Source organism: Arthrobacter sorbitolis (assembly GCF_054510995.1).
Genome location: NZ_JBTNDM010000017.1, coordinates 28,071 through 45,550, shown reverse-complemented (window position 1 = coordinate 45,550; position 17,480 = coordinate 28,071). Strand labels below are relative to the sequence as shown.

The 17,480-nt window shown below is 71.1% G+C and carries 15 protein-coding genes; 7 read left to right on the top strand and 8 right to left on the bottom strand.

The window, feature by feature from the left end:
- Positions 1-1,018 precede the first annotated feature (1,018 nt).
- The 4 genes from ACX80K_RS17005 (at position 1,019) to hrpA (ending at position 7,774) form a co-directional block, all read left to right on the top strand.
- A complete protein-coding gene (locus ACX80K_RS17005; RefSeq protein WP_459273086.1) occupies positions 1,019-1,897 on the top strand; it encodes a class I SAM-dependent methyltransferase in 879 nt (292 codons plus the stop codon).
- 126 nt (positions 1,898-2,023) lie between these two features.
- Entirely contained in the window at positions 2,024-2,626 is a 603-nt protein-coding gene (locus tag ACX80K_RS17000) for an aldo/keto reductase (RefSeq protein ID WP_459273085.1), read from the top strand.
- 47 nt (positions 2,627-2,673) lie between these two features.
- Positions 2,674-3,681: a helix-turn-helix transcriptional regulator gene (locus ACX80K_RS16995; protein WP_459273084.1), complete on the top strand. Its 1,008-nt coding sequence runs from the start codon at positions 2,674-2,676 to the stop codon at positions 3,679-3,681.
- A 46-nt stretch (positions 3,682-3,727) separates the two neighbouring features.
- A complete protein-coding gene (hrpA, locus tag ACX80K_RS16990; protein WP_459273083.1) occupies positions 3,728-7,774 on the top strand; it encodes an ATP-dependent RNA helicase HrpA in 4,047 nt (1,348 codons plus the stop codon).
- A 43-nt stretch (positions 7,775-7,817) separates the two neighbouring features.
- Here the strand turns inward: hrpA and ACX80K_RS16985 are convergent, their stop codons facing one another.
- The 3 genes from ACX80K_RS16985 to ACX80K_RS16975 all read right to left on the bottom strand — a co-directional run bounded on the left by ACX80K_RS16985 (position 7,818) and on the right by ACX80K_RS16975 (position 9,994).
- Entirely contained in the window at positions 7,818-8,243 is a 426-nt protein-coding gene (locus tag ACX80K_RS16985; protein ID WP_459273082.1) for an HIT family protein, read from the bottom strand.
- A gap of 164 nt (positions 8,244-8,407) precedes the next feature.
- Positions 8,408-9,235, bottom strand: a complete 828-nt coding sequence (locus ACX80K_RS16980; RefSeq protein WP_459273081.1) for a sulfurtransferase — start codon at positions 9,233-9,235, stop codon at positions 8,408-8,410.
- Between the two features lie 99 nt (positions 9,236-9,334).
- Positions 9,335-9,994: an MBL fold metallo-hydrolase gene (locus ACX80K_RS16975; RefSeq protein ID WP_459273080.1), complete on the bottom strand. Its 660-nt coding sequence runs from the start codon at positions 9,992-9,994 to the stop codon at positions 9,335-9,337.
- A gap of 79 nt (positions 9,995-10,073) precedes the next feature.
- Here ACX80K_RS16975 and ACX80K_RS16970 point away from each other — a divergent pair, with 79 nt between their 5' ends.
- From ACX80K_RS16970 to ACX80K_RS16960, 3 genes are all read left to right on the top strand, one after another.
- Complete coding sequence (locus ACX80K_RS16970) at positions 10,074-10,523, top strand: Fur family transcriptional regulator (RefSeq protein WP_459273079.1); 450 nt, start codon at positions 10,074-10,076, stop codon at positions 10,521-10,523.
- 91 nt (positions 10,524-10,614) lie between these two features.
- The gene (locus ACX80K_RS16965; protein ID WP_459273077.1) at positions 10,615-11,184 is read left to right on the top strand and encodes a MarR family winged helix-turn-helix transcriptional regulator; all 570 of its coding nucleotides are present in this window, start codon (positions 10,615-10,617) and stop codon (positions 11,182-11,184) included.
- Positions 11,185-11,265: 81 nt separating this feature from the next.
- A complete protein-coding gene (locus ACX80K_RS16960; protein WP_459273076.1) occupies positions 11,266-11,802 on the top strand; it encodes a MarR family winged helix-turn-helix transcriptional regulator in 537 nt (178 codons plus the stop codon).
- Here ACX80K_RS16960 and ACX80K_RS16955 read toward each other — a convergent pair.
- From ACX80K_RS16955 to ACX80K_RS16935, 5 genes are all read right to left on the bottom strand, one after another.
- The gene (locus tag ACX80K_RS16955; protein WP_459273075.1) at positions 11,799-12,701 is read right to left on the bottom strand and encodes a metal ABC transporter permease; all 903 of its coding nucleotides are present in this window, start codon (positions 12,699-12,701) and stop codon (positions 11,799-11,801) included. The two genes, ACX80K_RS16960 and ACX80K_RS16955, sit on opposite strands and share 4 nt — an antisense overlap.
- A gap of 2 nt (positions 12,702-12,703) precedes the next feature.
- Positions 12,704-13,540 carry a metal ABC transporter ATP-binding protein gene (locus ACX80K_RS16950; RefSeq protein ID WP_459273074.1) on the bottom strand — a complete coding sequence of 279 codons (837 nt, stop codon included), beginning with the start codon at positions 13,538-13,540 and terminating at the stop codon, positions 12,704-12,706.
- A gap of 76 nt (positions 13,541-13,616) precedes the next feature.
- Positions 13,617-14,588, bottom strand: coding sequence for a metal ABC transporter solute-binding protein, Zn/Mn family (locus tag ACX80K_RS16945; RefSeq protein WP_459273073.1), 972 nt, complete (start codon positions 14,586-14,588; stop codon positions 13,617-13,619).
- Positions 14,589-14,684: 96 nt separating this feature from the next.
- Complete coding sequence (locus ACX80K_RS16940) at positions 14,685-15,770, bottom strand: hemolysin family protein (protein ID WP_104179038.1); 1,086 nt, start codon at positions 15,768-15,770, stop codon at positions 14,685-14,687.
- Positions 15,767-17,209: a hemolysin family protein gene (locus tag ACX80K_RS16935; protein ID WP_459273072.1), complete on the bottom strand. Its 1,443-nt coding sequence runs from the start codon at positions 17,207-17,209 to the stop codon at positions 15,767-15,769. Before ACX80K_RS16935 ends, ACX80K_RS16940 begins: the two co-directional genes overlap by 4 nt.
- Positions 17,210-17,480 lie beyond the last annotated feature (271 nt).

The following is a 17,480-nucleotide window of genomic DNA, read 5'->3' as shown; positions in this document are numbered from 1 at the left end:
CGCCGACACAGATCGAAGGCGACCGCAGCCCGGGCCTGCCGAGCCGCGACCAGGCACTTGAGATCCTCAAGATCCCGCACCTCATCGATCAGCCCCGCGGCCTCCTTGCGCCTCGGAAGAAAGGCCATCGCATCGATCAGATCCCGCACCCAACCAACCCGCACGAACCCCGCCGGTACCTCCGCAACCGGGACAGTAGCCCCAGGAACAGTGCCAGCCGGATCCGTCGCCGTCGGGGCGTTGCCGGCCGGGTCAGCCACCGACGCGATATTCACTGCCGGGAAAGCAGCCCCTGAGCCGTGCGCGGATGACTCGACCAGGGAATCGACTCGGGAATCGACAGAGGAATCGACAGGCGCAGACGAGGCACCGGTAGTACGACCGCAAGCACACGGAATGGCACCAGATGGGACATCAACCGGACGCACAGCGACCTGAGTGACCGTGACAGAAGGGGCATCGACAGAAGTGACCGCGACAGAAGGGACATTGACCGGAGGGACAGCCGCGCGAGGGGCAGTAACAGGAGGAACAGGGGCAGAAGGGACAGCAACGAGCCAGGAAAAGCCACCACCGAAGAGGGCTTCGCGTAAAGCACTCCTGCTGCTGTCCATACGTAATCATCCCGTCCGCCACCGACATTATGAGGTCGACAACAGCCGCCGCCGGGGAAGGAAGTGCCGATATCTCAAAGGGTCTTGGACGTCGCATCTCCCGGATCACGGCTCCCAGCATCCGCGAGACCAGCGATCCCACGGAGACCACGGAGACCACGGAGACCACGAAGATCACGAGAACCACGGAGACCACGGAATACGCGCCAGTCCGCTCACACCTCGAACGCCGATTCGGGGACAGACCCGTACTCCCGGCGGGCCGGGTGGAGCCCGATGTGGGTGCCTCCGCGTTGCTGGATCCCGGGCGGAGTCGAGCCCGCGTCGACTGCTGCGCATCGGCTGCCCTGAAGTCCTGAGCAGGGACCTTCCGATGGCCCGGATCGGCGTTGTAGCGTGAGGGCGTGATCGTGCCCGATATCTCCCAGAACGCCGCCGCGGTCGCGGACCACTACGACGACCTCGATCCGATCTACCGTCGGGTGTGGGGCGAGCACGTCCATCACGGGCTCTGGGCGACGGGCCGTGAGACGCCCACCGAGGCCGTCGAGGCGCTCGTCGACACGGTCGGTGATCGGCTGCGCCTCCAACCCGGCGAGGCATGCGTCGACATCGGCTGCGGCTATGGCTCTACCGCGCGGCTGCTCGCGGTGACACGCGGGATCCGCGTCACGGGCTTCACGCTGTCCGCCGAGCAGGCCCACTACGCCGCCACGCATCCAGTACCCGATGTGGACATCCAGGTCCGCGACTGGCTCGCCAACGGGCTGACCGACGCCTCGGCCGATGCCGCCTGGGCGATCGAGTCGAGTGAGCACATGATCGACAAGCCCAGGTTCTTCGCCGAGGCGCATCGCGTACTGGTGCCCGGCGGCCGCCTCGTCATCTGCGCGTGGCTCGCCGAGACCGATGCCGGCCGGTGGAAGGTCCGCCACCTGCTCGAGCCGATCTGCCGGGAAGGCCGCCTGCCCTCGATGGGCACGCGCGAGGAGTACGAGGCGATGGCCGTGGCGGCGGGCTTTGCCGTGACCGGCTACGAGGATGTCAGCCGCCGCGTCGCGCGCACCTGGACGATCAGCGCCCGTCGACTGGTGAAGGCCGTGCTCACCGATCGCGAGACCCGTCGCCTCGCACGCAACAGCATCTCCTTCCTGATCCTCCCCCGCCTGATCCTGGCCTACCGCACCGGTGCGATGCGCTACGGGATCTTCACGCTGTCGAAGGCGACGGAGAACAGGACGCCACGCGAAACCGGCACATCGACCCAGCAGGAGCCGGCCTGATCACTGCACCACGGTCCAGGGCCTCGACCGGGTGACCGTCCCGCCCGAGCGTCCCCCTGTCCGGATGCGCGCGCCGACACCCAGGGGGTTGACCGCGACCGTGGTCGAGGTCGTAGGGTCGGCCACATGCCCGACGTGACGAAGCAGACGGGTGCGGCCCGAGCCCTGGCCGACCTCGGCCGGCAGGGCTTCGGTGCCATGCGGCTGCGTGACCGGCCGGCCTCCGATCCGGCCCGCGACCCCGACCGCGACCGCGACCCCGTGGCCGTCCTCCGTGCGGCGCTCGACCTCGGTGTCATGATGATCGACACCGCGGACGCCTACGGCAACGAGGAGCTCGTCGGCCGCGCGATCCGGCCGCGCCGCGACGAGGTGTTCCTGGCGAGCAAGTTCGGCCTGGTGTGGCGGGGCGGAGTCGCCGGCGAGTTCGATGTGCCGACCACGCATGGCCTCCTGCACCGGCCCCGCGCCGACGACGACGGCCCGGTGGACGCGGCGAGCGCGATCGGCGACGTCCTGGAAGCGATCGCACGCACCCACGGAGCCACCCGCGGCCAGGTCGCGCTGGCCTGGGTCCACTACCGCGAGCAGGCACTCGGCGTCCGCGTCGTCCCGATCCCCGGAACCACGCGCGTGGGCCATGTCCGCACCAACGTGGCCGCAGCCGGCCTGCGCCTGTCGGAGGTCGAACTCCGGCGGCTCGGGATGGCAGACCGCTCGCCGACCTGATCGGATAGCGGACGATTCCTGTCCGCAATCCGGCGTACCGTGGGCCCATGATCGAGACGTCGGCACGCCTCCTGCAGCTTCTCTCGCTCCTCCAGCTGCGGCGCGAATGGACCGGTCCCGCCCTCGCGCAGCGCATGGACGTCACGGAGCGCACGGTCCGGCGGGACATCGGGAAGCTGCGCACCCTGGGATACCCCATCAACGCCTCGCCCGGTGTGGCCGGCGGCTACCAGCTCGGCGCCGGCGCCCAGCTCCCGCCTCTCCTGCTCGACGACGACGAGGCGCTCGCCGTCGCGATCGGCCTCACGGCCGTCACGGCGAGCCCCGTCTCAGGTGTCGGGGAGGCCTCGGTCCGGGCCCTCACCAAGCTGGAGCAGGTGTTGCCGCCGCGCCTCCGCCCCCGCTTCTCCGGGCTGCGGTCGGCAGTGACCCGCATGGCGGCAGCGAGCACACCCGTGAACCCCGAGGTGCTCACGGCGTTCTCGGCGGCCATCACCGAGCGCCGCTGCGTCGCCTTCCGCTACGAACGGCACGACGGCGAGTCCTCCCGGCGCATCGTCGAGCCGTACCGCCTCGTGGACACCGGGCGCCGCTGGTACCTCGTGGCGTTCGACCGCTCGCGGGAGGACTGGCGGACCTTCCGCGTGGACCGCTGCCAGAGCGTGCCGATGACACGTGACAGGTTCGTGCCCCGCCCCCTGCCGGCCGCGGACCTCGCCGCCTACGTGCAGGAGTCGATCACGCGCTCGCCCTACTCGTACGACGCCGTGATCAGGTTCTCCGCCCCGCTCGAGGACCTGGAGCAGCGCGTGCCCTCGAGCACGGGGACGCTCGAGGCGGACGGCGCCGACCACACGATCCTCCGCGCCGGCTTCGACTCGCTCGACTTCCCGCTCGCCTACCTGGCGAGCTGGGACATCGACTTCGAGGTCCTCGAGCCGGCCGAGATGCGCGAGCGCGCCGTCGTCGTCGCCGACCGCCTGCGCCGGTCGGCCGGGACGCGCGCCCCCGGGTCCGCGGGGGACGCCGTCGGGCAGCGACCCAGCCCTCAGTGAACGCCCGCCTGCGGCCCGGTGCGAGCAACTAGACTGGCAGGCAACCATGACACTGACAATTACCTACCCCGCGGACCTCCCCGTCTCGGAACGCCGGGCAGACATCATGGCCGCGATCGCGGCCAACCAGGTCACCATCATCGCCGGCGAGACCGGGTCCGGGAAGACGACGCAGATCCCCAAGATGTGCCTCGAACTGGGCCTGGCGGAGCGCGGCCTGATCGGCCACACCCAGCCGCGCCGCCTCGCTGCGCGCACCGTCGCCGAGCGGATCGCCGAGGAGCTGCAGGTGCCGCTCGGCGAGGAGGTCGGCTACCAGGTCCGCTTCACCGGTTCCGTGGGCCGGAAGACGAAGATCAAGCTGATGACGGACGGCATCCTGCTGGCCGAGATCCAGCACGACAGGATGCTGCGCAAGTACAGCACCATCATCATCGACGAGGCCCACGAACGCAGCCTCAACATCGACTTCATCCTCGGCTACCTCCGGAGGATCCTGCCCGAGCGGCCGGACCTGAAGGTCATCATCACCTCGGCCACCATCGATCCCCAGCGCTTTGCCGCCCACTTCGCCGCCGACGCCGCGATCGAGGACACCTCCCCCGCGCCGATCATCGAGGTCTCGGGCCGCACCTACCCCGTGGAGATCCGGTACCGGCCGCTCGACCAGCCGCCGGGCGGGCTCGACGACGGCGAGGGCGGGGCGGACAGCGAACTCGAGGAGGAACGGGATCCCCTCGACGCGGTCTGCGACGCCGTCGACGAACTCTCCGTCGAGGCGCCGGGCGACATCCTCGTCTTCTTCTCCGGCGAGCGCGAGATCCGCGACGCCGCGGACGCGCTGCGGGCCAGGATCCAGTCCACGACCCGCCTGCGCGGCACGGAGGTCCTGCCCCTGTTCGCGCGCCTGTCCCTCGAGGAACAGCACCGCGTCTTCCGCCCCACGGGCAGCCACCGGCGGATCGTGCTCGCGACGAACGTCGCCGAGACGTCCCTCACGGTGCCCGGCATCAAGTACGTGATCGACACGGGTACGGCGCGCATCTCCCGCTACTCCCATCGCACCAAGGTGCAGCGCCTGCCGATCGAGCGTGTCTCGCAGGCGTCCGCCAACCAGAGGTCGGGGCGCAGCGGCCGTGTCTCCGACGGCATCGCCATCCGCCTCTACTCGGAGGAGGACTTCGAGTCGCGGCGGCCGTTCACCGAGCCCGAGATCCTCCGGACGAGCCTCGCCGCCGTCATCCTGCAGATGGCCGCCATGGGCGTGACGCGCAGCCCGAAGGACATCGCGGAGTTCCCGTTCGTCGAACCGCCCGAGACCAAGGCGATCAACGACGGCGTGGCCCTGCTGCGTGAACTCGGCGCACTGAAGGACGACGGCGGGCTGTCCGCCGTCGGACGCAAGCTCGCGCAGCTCCCCGTCGACCCACGGCTCGGGCGCATGATCGTCGAGGCCGGAGCCCGGGGCGCCGTGAAGGAGGTCATGGTCCTGGCGGCCGCGCTGACCATCCAGGACCCGCGGGAGCGGCCCTCCGCCGATCAACCGGCCAAGCAGCAGCAGGCGGCCGAGAAGCACAAGCGCTTCGTCGACGAGAACTCCGACTTCACCGCCTACCTCAACCTGTGGCGGTACCTGCAGGAGAAGCAGGACGAGCTCTCCTCGACGCAGTTCCGGAAGCTGTGCCGTACGGAGTTCATCAACTACCTGCGCGTCCGGGAATGGCAGGACCTCTTCCAGCAGCTGCGCCAGCTCGCGAAGCCGCTCGGCATCACGCTGCCCGCGGGTCCCGTGGACCCCGTGGGACTGCACGAGCAGATCCACGTCAGCCTGCTCTCCGGCCTGCTCGGCAACATCGGGCTCTACGACCAGCGCAAGCGCGAGTACTCGGGCGCCCGCGGGACCCGCTTCGCCGTGTTCCCCGGGTCGGCGCTGTTCAAGAAGTCGCCCGACTGGGTGATGGCCGCCGAGCTCGTCGAGACCTCGCGGCTGTGGGCCCGCGTCGTCGCCCGTATCGACCCCCTGTGGGCCGAGCAGGTGGCCCCGCACCTCGTGAAGCGCACGTACAGCGAACCGCACTGGTCGCGGAAGATGGGCTCGGTCATGGCCTACGAGAAGGTCACGCTGTACGGCGTGCCGATCGTGCCCCAGCGCCGCATCAACTACGGCCGGGTCGACCGTGAGGTCGCGCGCGAGCTGTTCATCCGCCACGCCCTCGTGGAGGGCGACTGGAAGACGCACCACACGTTCTTCAGCCGGAACCAGGCCCGGCTCGCCGAGGTGGAGGAGCTCGAGAACCGGCTGCGGCGGCGGGACCTGCGGGTCGACGACGAGACGCTCTTCGAGTTCTACGACCAGCGCATCGGTGCCGAGGTCGTCTCGGAGCGGCACTTCGACTCCTGGTGGAAGCAGGCCCGCCAGGAGCAGTCGGACCTGCTCGACTTCGATCCGGAACAGCTCCTCAGCGAGGACGCGGCGGAGCTTGACGAGGCGGCCTTCCCGAGCACCTGGCACCAGGCGGGCTTCGAGCTGCCGCTGGCCTACGAGTTCTCACCGCTGACCCCGGAGGCGCACGACGGCGTCACCGTCACGATCCCGGTCCTGTTCCTCAACCAGCTCGACCCGAAGCCGTTCCGCTGGCAGATCCCCGGCCAGCGCGTGGAGCTCGTCACCGCCCTCATCAAGTCGCTGCCGAAGCAGGTGCGGAAAAACTTCGTGCCCGCGCCCGACGTCGCGCGCACCGCCGTCGCGGCCCTCGCGTCGGACTTCGACCCCGCCGAGGACGATCTCGAGGCGGCCCTCGAACTCGCGCTCCGGCGCCTGCGAGGACACATCATCCCATCGGGGTCGTGGAACTGGTCCTCGGTGCCGCAGCACCTGCTGATGATGTTCCGCATCGTGGACGCCGACGGCCGCGTGCTCGACGAGTCGCGCGACCTCGAGGCGCTCAAGGAAGCGCTCGCGCCGGCGGTGAGCCGCGCCATCGCGCAGTCGCTCGGCGCCACCCCCGGCAGTACGCGACCCTCGGGAGGGCCCGGGCGCGGAGGACGCGGCAGCGGCACGGGCCCTGCCGGGCGGGACGACGGACGCCCCTCTGCGGCGCGGGGAGGGCGCGGCGCACCGGCAGCGGATGCCTCACGCGCCGGCGGGCCCACCGGCGGGCCGGCCGGCGTCGCCCCTGCCTCCCGCGGCGGACTCGCCGTGGCCGAGGCGCCCGCCGTGGCGGAGCGGACGGGCGAGAAGGCGTGGGTCTTCGGCGCCATCGAGCGCGAGGTCTCGCGCACCGTCGGCGGGCACCGCATCACGGGCTTCCCGGCCGTCGTCGACGAAGGCTCGTCGGTGGGCCTGAAGGTCTTCCCCGACGCAGGCCAGCAGGCGACGGTCATGCGGGCGGGCATCATCCGACTCCTGTCGCTGCGCATCCCGAGCCCCGCGAAGTACGTCCTCGAGCACCTGAGCAACACCGAGAAGCTCACCTTCAGCCAGAACCCGCACGGCAGTGTCGCGGAGCTGATCCGCGACTGCTCGCTGGCAGCCATCGACAAGCTCGTCCCCGAGGACCTGCCCTGGACCGAGGAGGCCTTCGACCGGCTCTACGAGGACGTCCGGGCCGAGCTGATCGACACCGTCTTCACGGTGACGGCGACGGTCGAGCGGGTGCTGTCCAGCACCCGCCGGATCCAGAAGCAGCTGAAGGGCACCACCAGCCTCGCCCTCATCACGGCGCTCAACGACGTCCGGAGTCAACTCGAGCACCTCGTCTACCCCGGGTTCGTCGCCGCGACGGGCTACGCCCAGCTGGCGCACCTGCCGCGGTACCTGAAGGCCATCGAGATCCGGCTGGAGAAGCTGCCGACGAACGTGCAGCGTGACGGCCTCGGCACGGCGGTGATCCAGCGGCTGGAGGACGAGTACGACGACGCCGTCGCGTCCCTCGCGGCCGGGCGCCACCGCCCGGCCGCCCTGCGGCGCGTGCGCTGGATGGTCGAGGAGCTGCGCGTCAGCCTGTTCGCCCAGGACCTCGGGACGGCGTACTCGGTGTCCGAGAAGCGCGTGCGGACGGCCCTGAACGAGGCGCTCGCGGCGACCCGATAGCCCTGCCGGCCGGTGGCATGACCCGCCCGGCCAGCCGGGCCGCCTACTCCGGGACGGAGGCGCCGTGCCCGGCCTCGCGCAGGGCGGTGCGCAGCGCGTCGGCCGCACGATCCATCGCGGCGGGGTCGGGTGCATGGTCGACGCGCTTGACGTCGAAGTCCTGCGGCGACTGCGTGGGCCAGACATGGACGTGCAGGTGGGGCACCTCGTAGCCCTCGAGGAGCACCCCCACGCGCTTCGCCCCGAACGCCGCCTCCTGGGCACGGCCGATCGTCTGTGCCACCGCCATCACCCGGGTCAGGGTCCCGGGGTCGGCCTCGAGCCAGTGCTCGATCTCCCGGCGCGGCACCACGAGGGTGTGCCCGGGGGTGATGGGGGCGATGGTCAGGAACGCGACGACGTCGTCGTCCTTCCAGACGAACCGGCCCGGCACCTGCCCGTCGATGATCTTCGTGAACAGCGTGGGCATGGTTCCTCCTGGGGCGGCGCCCGGCGCCGATCGGGCTGGCAGTGGTGCTCCTCCGCGCAGGGGCGGCGGCACGGGGCGTCCTGGGGTCATGCCCCGACGCTACCGCGCCGCCCGGGAACGGGCCAGCGCGCATCCGGCGCCGGCCCGTCCTCGGGCACCCGGTGTCAGGCCCCCGTCGCGACGGGCAGGCCCTCCGTCGTGGACCACTGCGACCACGAGCCGGGGAACAGCGAGGCGTCGATGCCCGCGATGTGCAGGGCCGCGATCTCGTGGGCGGCCGTGATGCCGGAGCCGCAGTAGACCGCGACGCGGCCGCGGTCGGCGCCGAGGGCGCCGAAGCGTCGCCGGAGCTCGTCGGCCGGCCGGAAGCGCCGGTCCTCCCCGAGGTTGTCCGCCGTGGGTGCGCTGACCGCGCCGGGGATATGGCCGGCCCTGGGGTCCACGGGCTCCTGCTCGCCCCGGAACCGTTCGCCGGCGCGCGCGTCGAGCAGGACGTCGGCGGCCGACCCGTTGAGGAGGTCCGGGACCGACACGACGGGCATGTGCCCGGCGGCGAGGTGGACGGAGCCGACGCAGTGGCGCTCCTCCCCCCGCTCGACGTCGAACCCTGCCGCGCGCCACGCAGTCAGTCCGCCGTCGAGCAGGCTGACGGACGTGAAGCCCGCGTCACGCAGGAGCCACCACAGGCGGGCGGCGGCGAGGTTGCCGGAGTCGTCGTAGGCGACCACGGTGTCGCCGTCGTTGAGTCCCCACTGCCGGGCTGCCTCCTGCAGGGCGTCCGCCGGAGGCAGCGGGTGGCGGCCCCGACCGGGCCCGCCGGGAGCGCACAGCTGGGTCTCCATGTCCACGTACACGGCGCCGGGTAGGTGGGCTGCGCGGTAGTGCTCGTGGCCGTGGGGGTCGCCCAGGGACCAGCGCACATCGAGCAGGATCGTCTGCGCACCGGAGGTCATCCGGTCCTGCAGTTCCTGCACATCCATCAGAGTCTTCATCGAGATCTCCTGTCGGAACGGGCGGCCGGACAGCGGCGGTGACCGCGGCCGGCCCTGATGCAGGCCAGTCCACCACACGGTGGACCGCGCACCAACCCGTCAGAGCTCGACGCTCGCCCGGACGTCCAGGTGGCGGAAGGTGGTCCCGTAGCGCCCTCCGAGCCGCGTGACGTGCCCCTCGACCATGCCGAGCCCCGTCTCGTTCAGCAGGGCGTCGTGGATCTGGAACGCGCGCGGTGCGCGCACCGACGCCACGAAGTCGACGACCTCCGCGAGTTTCGACCAGGGCGCATGCACGGGGACGAGCAGCGTCCCGACGTCGACGCCGTCCGGCACGACGAAGGAGTCGCCGGGGTGGTAGACGGCTCCCCCGACGAGGAAGCCCACGTTCGCGACCAGCGGGATGAGCGGGTGGATCAGGGCGTGCTGCCCGCCGAACGTCCGGACCTCGAACCCCGCCGCCGAGAACTGCTCGCCGCCGGCCACGGCGTGGATGCGGTCCCCCGCGGCGTCCCCGAGTGCGCGGGCCACGGCGTCCGCGACGCCCTGCGGGGCCCAGAGCCCGGCCGCCCCGTCCGCGGCCAGCACCGCGACCACCCGGTCGACGTCGACGTGGTCGGCGTGCTCGTGCGTGACGAGGACTGCCGCAGCGCCCGCGAGGGCCTCCTCGACCTCGGAGAAGGAGCCCGGGTCGATGACGAGGACGGAGCCGTCCTGCTCGAGACGCACGCACGAGTGCGTGAACTTGGTCAGCAGCATGCGCCCAGACTACCCGCGGCTCCACTGATAATCTTGACTCTGGTTCAGGGCACCTCTCGTGCCCGTGGAAAGGTAGGACATGACGCCCGAGGCGACATCCGAAGCAGCGCCGTCGGCAGGAACGGGCGGGGCCCAGCGCGTCACGCGCCAGCGCCGGGCCGTCAGTGCCGCCCTCGACGACCTCGCCGACTTCGTCAGCACGCAGGAGCTGCACCGGCTGCTCCAGGATCGCGGCGAGTCGGTCTCCCTCGCCACGACGTACCGGATCCTGCAGTCCATGGCCGACGACGGCCTCGTCGACGTGCTGCGCAGCGGTGACAACGAGGCCGTCTACCGTCGCTGCGCCGTCGAGCACCACCACCATCACCTGCTGTGCAGGAACTGCGGTAGGGCCGTCGAGATCGAGGCTCCCGCCGTCGAGCAGTGGGCCGCACGCATCGCCGCGGACCACGGCTTCACCGACACGGCACACACGGTCGAGATCCACGGGCTGTGCCCCGAGTGCTCGGCGCTCCGCGCACGGCCCTAGAGACTCCGCGAAGCACCATACCCCACGCGGCCCCTGCGGGACACCGTCCCGTCCGCCGGGGACCACCGCTCTCCTCGACTACGCTGGGGCCATGCCTTCCGACCGCTCCGTCCCTGCTTCGTCGGCCCCGGCCGCGGCCGGTTCCGACGCGGGTACGCCGGGTACGGGTGGTCCTGACACCGTCGGTCCCGACGCCGAACACCTCGAGGCCCTGATCGATGCGGTACGACGGTACCGGAACGCGGAGATCGCGATGCGCGGCCGCAGCAGGGATTCCATGCACCTCGGTCGGTCGGACATGACAGCACTGCGCCTGCTGCTCCAGGCAGGACGGACCGGCCGCCCCCTCAGCCCGGCCGTGCTCGCCCGGGAACTCGGCATCTCGACGGCGGCCACGACGGTGCTGGTGGACCGCCTGACGAAGAGCGGGCACGCGGAGCGCCGCCCGAGCCCCGCCGACAGGCGGGGCGTCGAGATCTGGCCGACGGCCACGACCGACGACGAGGTCCGCGCGACCATGGGGGCGATGCACGAGCGCATGATGTCCGTCGTCACGGCGCTCTCGCCCGAGGAGAGCGGCACGATCCACCGGTTCCTCGGCTCCCTGGGGCTCGCGATGTCGGAACTGGACTTCCCGGCTCCTGCCGCCCCCAGCGCCTGACGGCTCCTCCCGACGCGGGAGACGGCGCGACCCGGGCGAGTAGCTAGGAAGATTGGCTACTAGATGACCTAAGCTGTAGTCATGACCTCGGACGCGCAGCAGGGAGCCGGCTACTGGTACCCGCCGGCGGCCCGGGACGCGCCCGGCCACACGGCCACCGGAGTGGACGTCCTCAACGCCCTCAGGGCGTACCGCACCCTGGAGAGCGGCCTGCGCCGGACCCTCAGCCGGCGGCTCGGCATCAACGAGACGGATCTGGGCGCCCTGCGCCACCTGCTCGCCGTCTGGCACGGGGACGAGGCCGCGAGCCCCAAGGAGCTCGCGCTGGCCCTCGGCATCTCGAGCGCCTCCACCACCCTCGTGATCGACCGGCTCGAGAAGGCCGGCTTCGTGCGCCGCCGCCGCCACCCCGTGGACCGCCGCGCCGTGATCCTGGAACCCGGGGACCGGGCCACGGACGAGTTCCGCGCCGCCTTCGACATCGAGAAGCGCGGCGTCCTGGCTGCGGCCGGACGACTGACGAACGAGGAGACCGAGACGGTCACCCGCTTCCTGCGCTCCATGGAGCAGGCCATCACCGACGCCGTCGACGTGCCCGACCGTTCGCCGGAGTCCTAGTCCCGCGTGCCTGCCACGACGTCCGTCGCGCCCACGGTGCCGCGTTCCTGCGATCTGCCCGCCGCCCGGCGGGAGCCGACCAGTCGGCACACCAGGTAGATCACGAAGGAGATCGTCGTGACGTACGGACTGATCGGGATGCGGCCGCCCAGCGCGAGGAGGATGCCGCCCACCACCGACGTGCACGCGAACACGACGCTGAGGAGCACCACGAGCCCGGGCGCCGACGTCACCTTCAGGGCCGCCGCCGCCGGGGTGATGAGCAGGGCGAGCACGAGGAGGGCGCCGACGACCTGGATGGACAGCGCCACCGAGACCCCCAGCAGGACCATGAACAGGATCGAGAGCCCCCTGACCGGCACGCCGCGCGCCGCGGCGAGGTCGGCGTCGGCACTCGCGAAGGTGAGCGGGCGCCAGATCGCGGCCAGCGCCACGATGACCACCGCGGCGCACCCCACCAGCAGGTTCAGCTGCACGTCGTCGACCGAGACGATCTGCCCGGTGAGGAGGCCGAACTTGTTGGCCGCGCGCCCCTCGTAGAGCGCGAGGAAGAGGATCCCGAGACCGAGGCCGAAGGGCATGACCACGCCGATGATCGAGTTGTGGTCGCGGGCACGGATCCCCATGACCCCCAGGACGAGCGCCGCGAGCACGGAGCCCACGAGCGAGCCGCCGACCACGTTGGCCCCGACGAGCAGCGCGAACGCCGCTCCGGCGAAGGAGAGCTCGGCGATGCCGTGCACCGCGAAGGCGAGGTCGCGCATCATGACGAAGGTACCGATGAGCCCCCCCAGCAGGCCGAGCACCGCCCCGGCGATCAGCGAGTTCCGGACGAGGGGCAGCAGCTGCGCGTAGTTGTCGAAGGTGAAGATGGCGCCCAGGACGTCGGAGAAGTCCATGGTCAGGCGCTCTCGTGGTGGTGGGTCGTGGCGTCGGGCAGGCCGACGACGACGAGCCGCCCGTTGCTGGAGAAGACCTCGACGGGACTGTCGTACAGGTCGGAGAGCACCTCGCTCGTCATGACGTCGGCGGGCGTCCCGACGCGGAACCTGCCGTCGGCGAGGTACAGGACCCGGTCCACGTACTCGATGACGGGGTTGATCTCGTGGGTCACGAAGACCACCGCGCTGTTCCGATCGTGGCACTGCCGGTTGATGAGCGAGCTCACCGCCTGCTGGTGGTTGAGATCGAGCGACAGCAGCGGTTCGTCGCAGAGCAGGACGGACGGGTCGGTGGCCAGGGCCTGCGCGGCACGCAGGCGCTGCTGCTCGCCGCCCGAGAGGAGACCCACGGGGGCGTCCGCGTACGACTCGGCGCCGACGTCGCGCAGGAGCCCGTCCACCCGCTCCCGGTAGGAACCGCTCCGCAGCCTCAGCCCCCAGCGGTGGCCGTCCACGCCGAGCCCCACCAGGTCACGGGCGCGCAGCGGTGTCTCGGGCGGGAACGACTTCTGCTGCGGGATGTAGCCGAGGCTCCGGCTGCCGCGCGTGATGGGGCGGCCGCCGATCGTCGCCGTGCCGGCGTCGAGCGGCAGCAGGCCGAGCAGGACCTTCAGGAAGCTCGTCTTGCCCGATCCGTTCGGACCGAGCACGGCGAAGAACTCGCCGGGCATGATGTCGAGGTCCAGCCCCTCCCACAGGGTGCGCGGGCCGAAGGAGAGCGCCGCGCCCCGGAGGCTGATCGCCGGACCCTCCGCCCCGTCCGGGGAGGGAATGGAGCGGGACGTCGTCGAGGTCATGCGGGCTTCCAGTCGGTCGTTGGGGTCGTGCCGGGCCGGATTCCGGGCCCGGACGCCGACGTCGGGACGCGGGACCTCAGGATCCCAGCGCGGCCTCGATGCTATCCGTGTTGGCCGTCATCCAGGAAACGTATCCCTCCCCCTCGGGCAGTGTCTCGGTGAAGTCGAGGACGGGGAGGTCCGCCTCCTCGGCGGCCGACCGCACGGCCTCGGTCTGTGATCCTTCGGTCTGGCCGTTGTAGGCGAGGAAGTCGAGGGTCCCGCCCGAGACGAGCGCCTTCATCTCCTCGAGGACGGCGACGGGGACGTCGGACTCCTCCTCGATGGCCTCGGTGAACTCCTCGGGGGTCGCGTTGTGGAGCCCGGCGGCCTCGAGGAGGTAGACGGGGACGGGCTCCGTCACGGCCACGTCGCCGCCGTGCCCGCCGGAGGCCAGCGCCGCCAGGCGCTCCTGCAGTGCCTGCAGCTCCGCGGTGAAGGCGTCGGCCCGCTCCTGGTACGCGCCGGCGTTCGCCCCGTCCAGCCGGCCGAGTTCCTCCGCGATGGCGTCGGCGAGGGTCATCATGGCCGGCAGGTCGTACCAGACGTGCTCGTTGAAGGAGCCGTGGGCGTGGCCCTCCTCGGTATGCCCGCCTGCGGGGTCCTCGGCCTCCCCGGAGCCCTCCGCCTCCTCAAGGCCGGAGAGTTCGACGGCGCTGAGCACCGTCCCCGCCCCGGTCTCCTCGGCGAGGCGACCGAGGAACGGGTCGTAGCCTCCCCCGTTCTCGATGACGAGGTCGGCCTCGGACACGGAGAGCTTGTCCTGCACCGTGGCCTCGTAGGAGTGGGGGTCCTGGCTGAGGCTGTCGACGATCGGCGTCACCTCGACGTCGTCGCCCCCCACGACCGAGGCGATGTCCCCGTACACGTTGGTGGCGGTGACGACCGTCAGGGCATCCTCCGCGGCTGCGCCCTCCGAGCCGGCTGCGGACCCGTCGCCGCACGCGGCGAGGCCGACGGCGGACACCGCCAGGAACGCGGGGACGGCGAGACGGTGGGACAGGCGCATGGGGACCTCGATCGGACTAATGAGAACTGTTTACGTTAGGGACCGAGCATATCCCACACGCGAATGGTTCGCATTCCCCGGGCGCGAGGCCGCCCGTCAGCGTACCGGGGCCTCCCCGCCGACGCCCCCGCCGGTCCGCCGCACGCCCTGGTTCTGCGTGGCGTCCCGGATCTCGCCGATGAGCTGTTCGATCACGTCCTCGAGGAACAGGACCCCCCGGGTGGAACCGTCGGGGCCGAGGACGCGCGCCAGGTGGGACCCGGTCCGCTGCATCACGGCGAGGGCGTCCTCGATCTCGTCACCCAGCGACAGGTTCACGAGCGTGCGCACCTTGTTCTCCGTGATGGGCCTCCGGTACATGGCCTGCGGCATGGACATGACGTCCTTCAGGTGCATGTACCCGGTCAGGTTCCCCGAATCGTCGACCATCACGAACCGGGAGAACCCGGTGCGGCCGACAGCCCGTTCGAAGTCCTCCGGCGTCGCGTCGGTCCGCACGGTGACGAGCTCGCCGAGGGGGATCATCGTGGTCTCGGCCGTCTGGCCGGAGAACTCGAGGGCGCTCGTGATCAGCCCCGACTCGTCGTCCACCAGTCCGCTCCTCGTCGACTCCTCGACGATGGACTGCACCTCCTCGAGCGTGTAGGTCGAGGACACCTCGTCCTTCGGCTCCACCTTGAGGGCGCGGAGGATGTGGTTGGCGGCCCAGTTGAGCGTGGAGATCACCGGGTTGACCACCCGCGCGACCATCACGAGCGGCGGGGCCAGGAGGAGCGCCGCCTTGTCGGCCACCGAGACCGAGATGTTCTTCGGTACCATCTCGCCGAAGGTCACGTGCAGGAACGTCACGAGGACCAGGGCGAGCGCGAACGCGACGCCGTCCGCGAGCCCCTCGGGGATGCCGACGGCCTCGAACGGCACCACGAACAGGTGGTGGATGGCCGGCTCGGCCACCTGCAGGATCAGCAGGGAGCAGACCGTGATGCCGAGCTGCGAGCAGGCGAGCATCAGGGACACGTGCTCCATGGCCCAGATGGTGGTCCGCGCGCGCTTCGACCCGGCCTCCGCCAGGGGTTCGATCTGGCTACGGCGCGCCGACATGATCGCGAACTCCGAGCCGACGAAGAAGGCGTTGCCCATCAGGAGGACGACGAGCCAGGCGATTCCTGCCCAGTCGTTCATCGGTTGTCCTTCCGTACTGCGGTGCTGCCGGCGAGGACCGGACGGGCGGTCGGCCGGGGAACGGTGTGGTGCTGGCCCGTGCCCTGGGGCACCGACTGGTGCTCGGGCACGACCATGGAGTCGGGGCCCTCCTCGCCGGCGGGTGTCGGTGCCGGCCGGAAGTGGACGCGGTCGATGCGCCGTCCGTCCATGCGCTCCACGGTGAGGGTCCCTGCGGGCACCTCCACCTGGTCGCCCGGCGCCGCGACGCGACCGAGCTCCGCCATGATGAACCCGGCCACGGTCTCGTAGCCGGACTCGTCGGGGACCACGAGGCCGGGGATCTGCATCGTGACCTCGTCGGGCCGGAGGAGGCCGGGGAAGAACCAGTCCCCGGCCGCGCTCTGCAGCACGCCGGGCTTCAGCTTGTCGTGCTCGTCCTTGACCTCGCCGACGATCTCCTCGACGAGGTCCTCGAGCGTGGCGACGCCGGCGGTGCCCCCGTACTCGTCCAGGACGACGGCGAGCTGGAGGTTCGCCTCGCGCAGCTCGCTGAGGAGCGAGTCGAGGTGCACGGTCTCGGGGACGCGCAGGACCTCGGTCATGATGGTCCCGGCGGGGAGTTCGGCGCGCTTGTGGCGCGGGACCGCCACGGCCTTCTTGACGTGCACGACACCGCGGATGTCGTCGGCGGAGTCGCCGATGAGCGGGAACCGGGAGTAGCCGGTCCGCCGCGCCGCCTCGACGACGTCCGCCACCGTCTGGTCGGAGTCGATGACCTCCATGCGGATGCGCGGTGTCATGACGTCGGCCGCGGTGCGGTCGGAGAAGCTGAAGGTACGGGCCAGGAAGTTGGCCGTGCCCTGGTCGAGGGTGCCCATCTCGGCGGAGCGGCGCACGAGCGACGAGAGCTCCGACGGTGTCCTCGCGCCCGAGATCTCCTCCTTCGCCTCGAGGCCGAAGATGTTGAGGATCCGGTTGGAGAAGCCGTTCAGCACGATGATGGCCGGCTTGAAGACGGCGGTGAAGACGAGCTGCGGGCGGGCGAGCGTCCGGCCCACCCGGAAGGGCAGGGCGATGGAGAGGTTCTTGGGGACGAGTTCGCCGATGAGCATCGAGAGCAGGGTCGCCAGGACCATCGCGAGGATGATCGACGTCGAGGCGGCCAGGGCCTCCGACAGGCCGAGGCCCGCGAGGGGCGCCTCGAGCAGCCGTCCGACGGACGGCTCCATGACGTAGCCCGTGAGCAGGGTCGTGAGGGTGATGCCGAGCTGGCAGCTCGACAGCTGGGTGGAGAGCGACTTCAGGCAGCGCAGCAGCGGCTCGGCCTTCGTGTCGCCCTCGTCCACGGCACGCTGCACGTAGGTCTGGTCGAGCGCGACGAGCGCGAACTCGACGGCCACGAAGAACCCCGTGCCGAGGACGAGGAGCAGGCCGACGGCCAGGAGGATCCACTCCACCGCTACCTCCCCTCCCCCATCGATGCAGGTCGGGACTGCAGCGGTCCGCGTCTGAGGGGGTCCGCCGCGTCGGCCGGGAGGTGGGCTGCGTCCTGGCCGGACCCGGCATCGACCGGGCGCTCCGCATCGGTTCCGGGCAGCAGATGGGCAAGAGGAGAGGGGATGCCGGCTTCGAGCCGGCCCCTAGAAGGACTGTCCATAAGGATCCCCAGTTTACCGGCTCGGGCACGCCCGTGCCCGAGCACTTTCTCCGCGGGCGGAACCGCGCCCG

Bases quoted from the DNA above. Each gene is read 5' to 3' on its own strand.
- ACX80K_RS16985 (WP_459273082.1), bottom strand. From the start codon at position 8,243: ATGCCCACGCTGTTCACGAAGATCATCGACGGGCAGGTGCCGGGCCGG.
- ACX80K_RS16965 (WP_459273077.1), top strand. From the start codon at position 10,615: ATGCCTTCCGACCGCTCCGTCCCTGCTTCGTCGGCCCCGGCCGCGGCC.
- ACX80K_RS16945 (WP_459273073.1), bottom strand. From the start codon at position 14,588: ATGCGCCTGTCCCACCGTCTCGCCGTCCCCGCGTTCCTGGCGGTGTCC.
- hrpA (WP_459273083.1), top strand. From the start codon at position 3,728: ATGACACTGACAATTACCTACCCCGCGGACCTCCCCGTCTCGGAACGC.
- ACX80K_RS16975 (WP_459273080.1), bottom strand. From the start codon at position 9,994: ATGCTGCTGACCAAGTTCACGCACTCGTGCGTGCGTCTCGAGCAGGAC.
- ACX80K_RS16955 (WP_459273075.1), bottom strand. From the start codon at position 12,701: ATGGACTTCTCCGACGTCCTGGGCGCCATCTTCACCTTCGACAACTAC.
- ACX80K_RS16950 (WP_459273074.1), bottom strand. From the start codon at position 13,540: ATGACCTCGACGACGTCCCGCTCCATTCCCTCCCCGGACGGGGCGGAG.
- ACX80K_RS16940 (WP_104179038.1), bottom strand. From the start codon at position 15,770: ATGAACGACTGGGCAGGAATCGCCTGGCTCGTCGTCCTCCTGATGGGC.
- ACX80K_RS16995 (WP_459273084.1), top strand. From the start codon at position 2,674: ATGATCGAGACGTCGGCACGCCTCCTGCAGCTTCTCTCGCTCCTCCAG.
- ACX80K_RS17000 (WP_459273085.1), top strand. From the start codon at position 2,024: ATGCCCGACGTGACGAAGCAGACGGGTGCGGCCCGAGCCCTGGCCGAC.
- ACX80K_RS16970 (WP_459273079.1), top strand. From the start codon at position 10,074: ATGACGCCCGAGGCGACATCCGAAGCAGCGCCGTCGGCAGGAACGGGC.
- ACX80K_RS16980 (WP_459273081.1), bottom strand. From the start codon at position 9,235: ATGAAGACTCTGATGGATGTGCAGGAACTGCAGGACCGGATGACCTCC.
- ACX80K_RS16960 (WP_459273076.1), top strand. From the start codon at position 11,266: ATGACCTCGGACGCGCAGCAGGGAGCCGGCTACTGGTACCCGCCGGCG.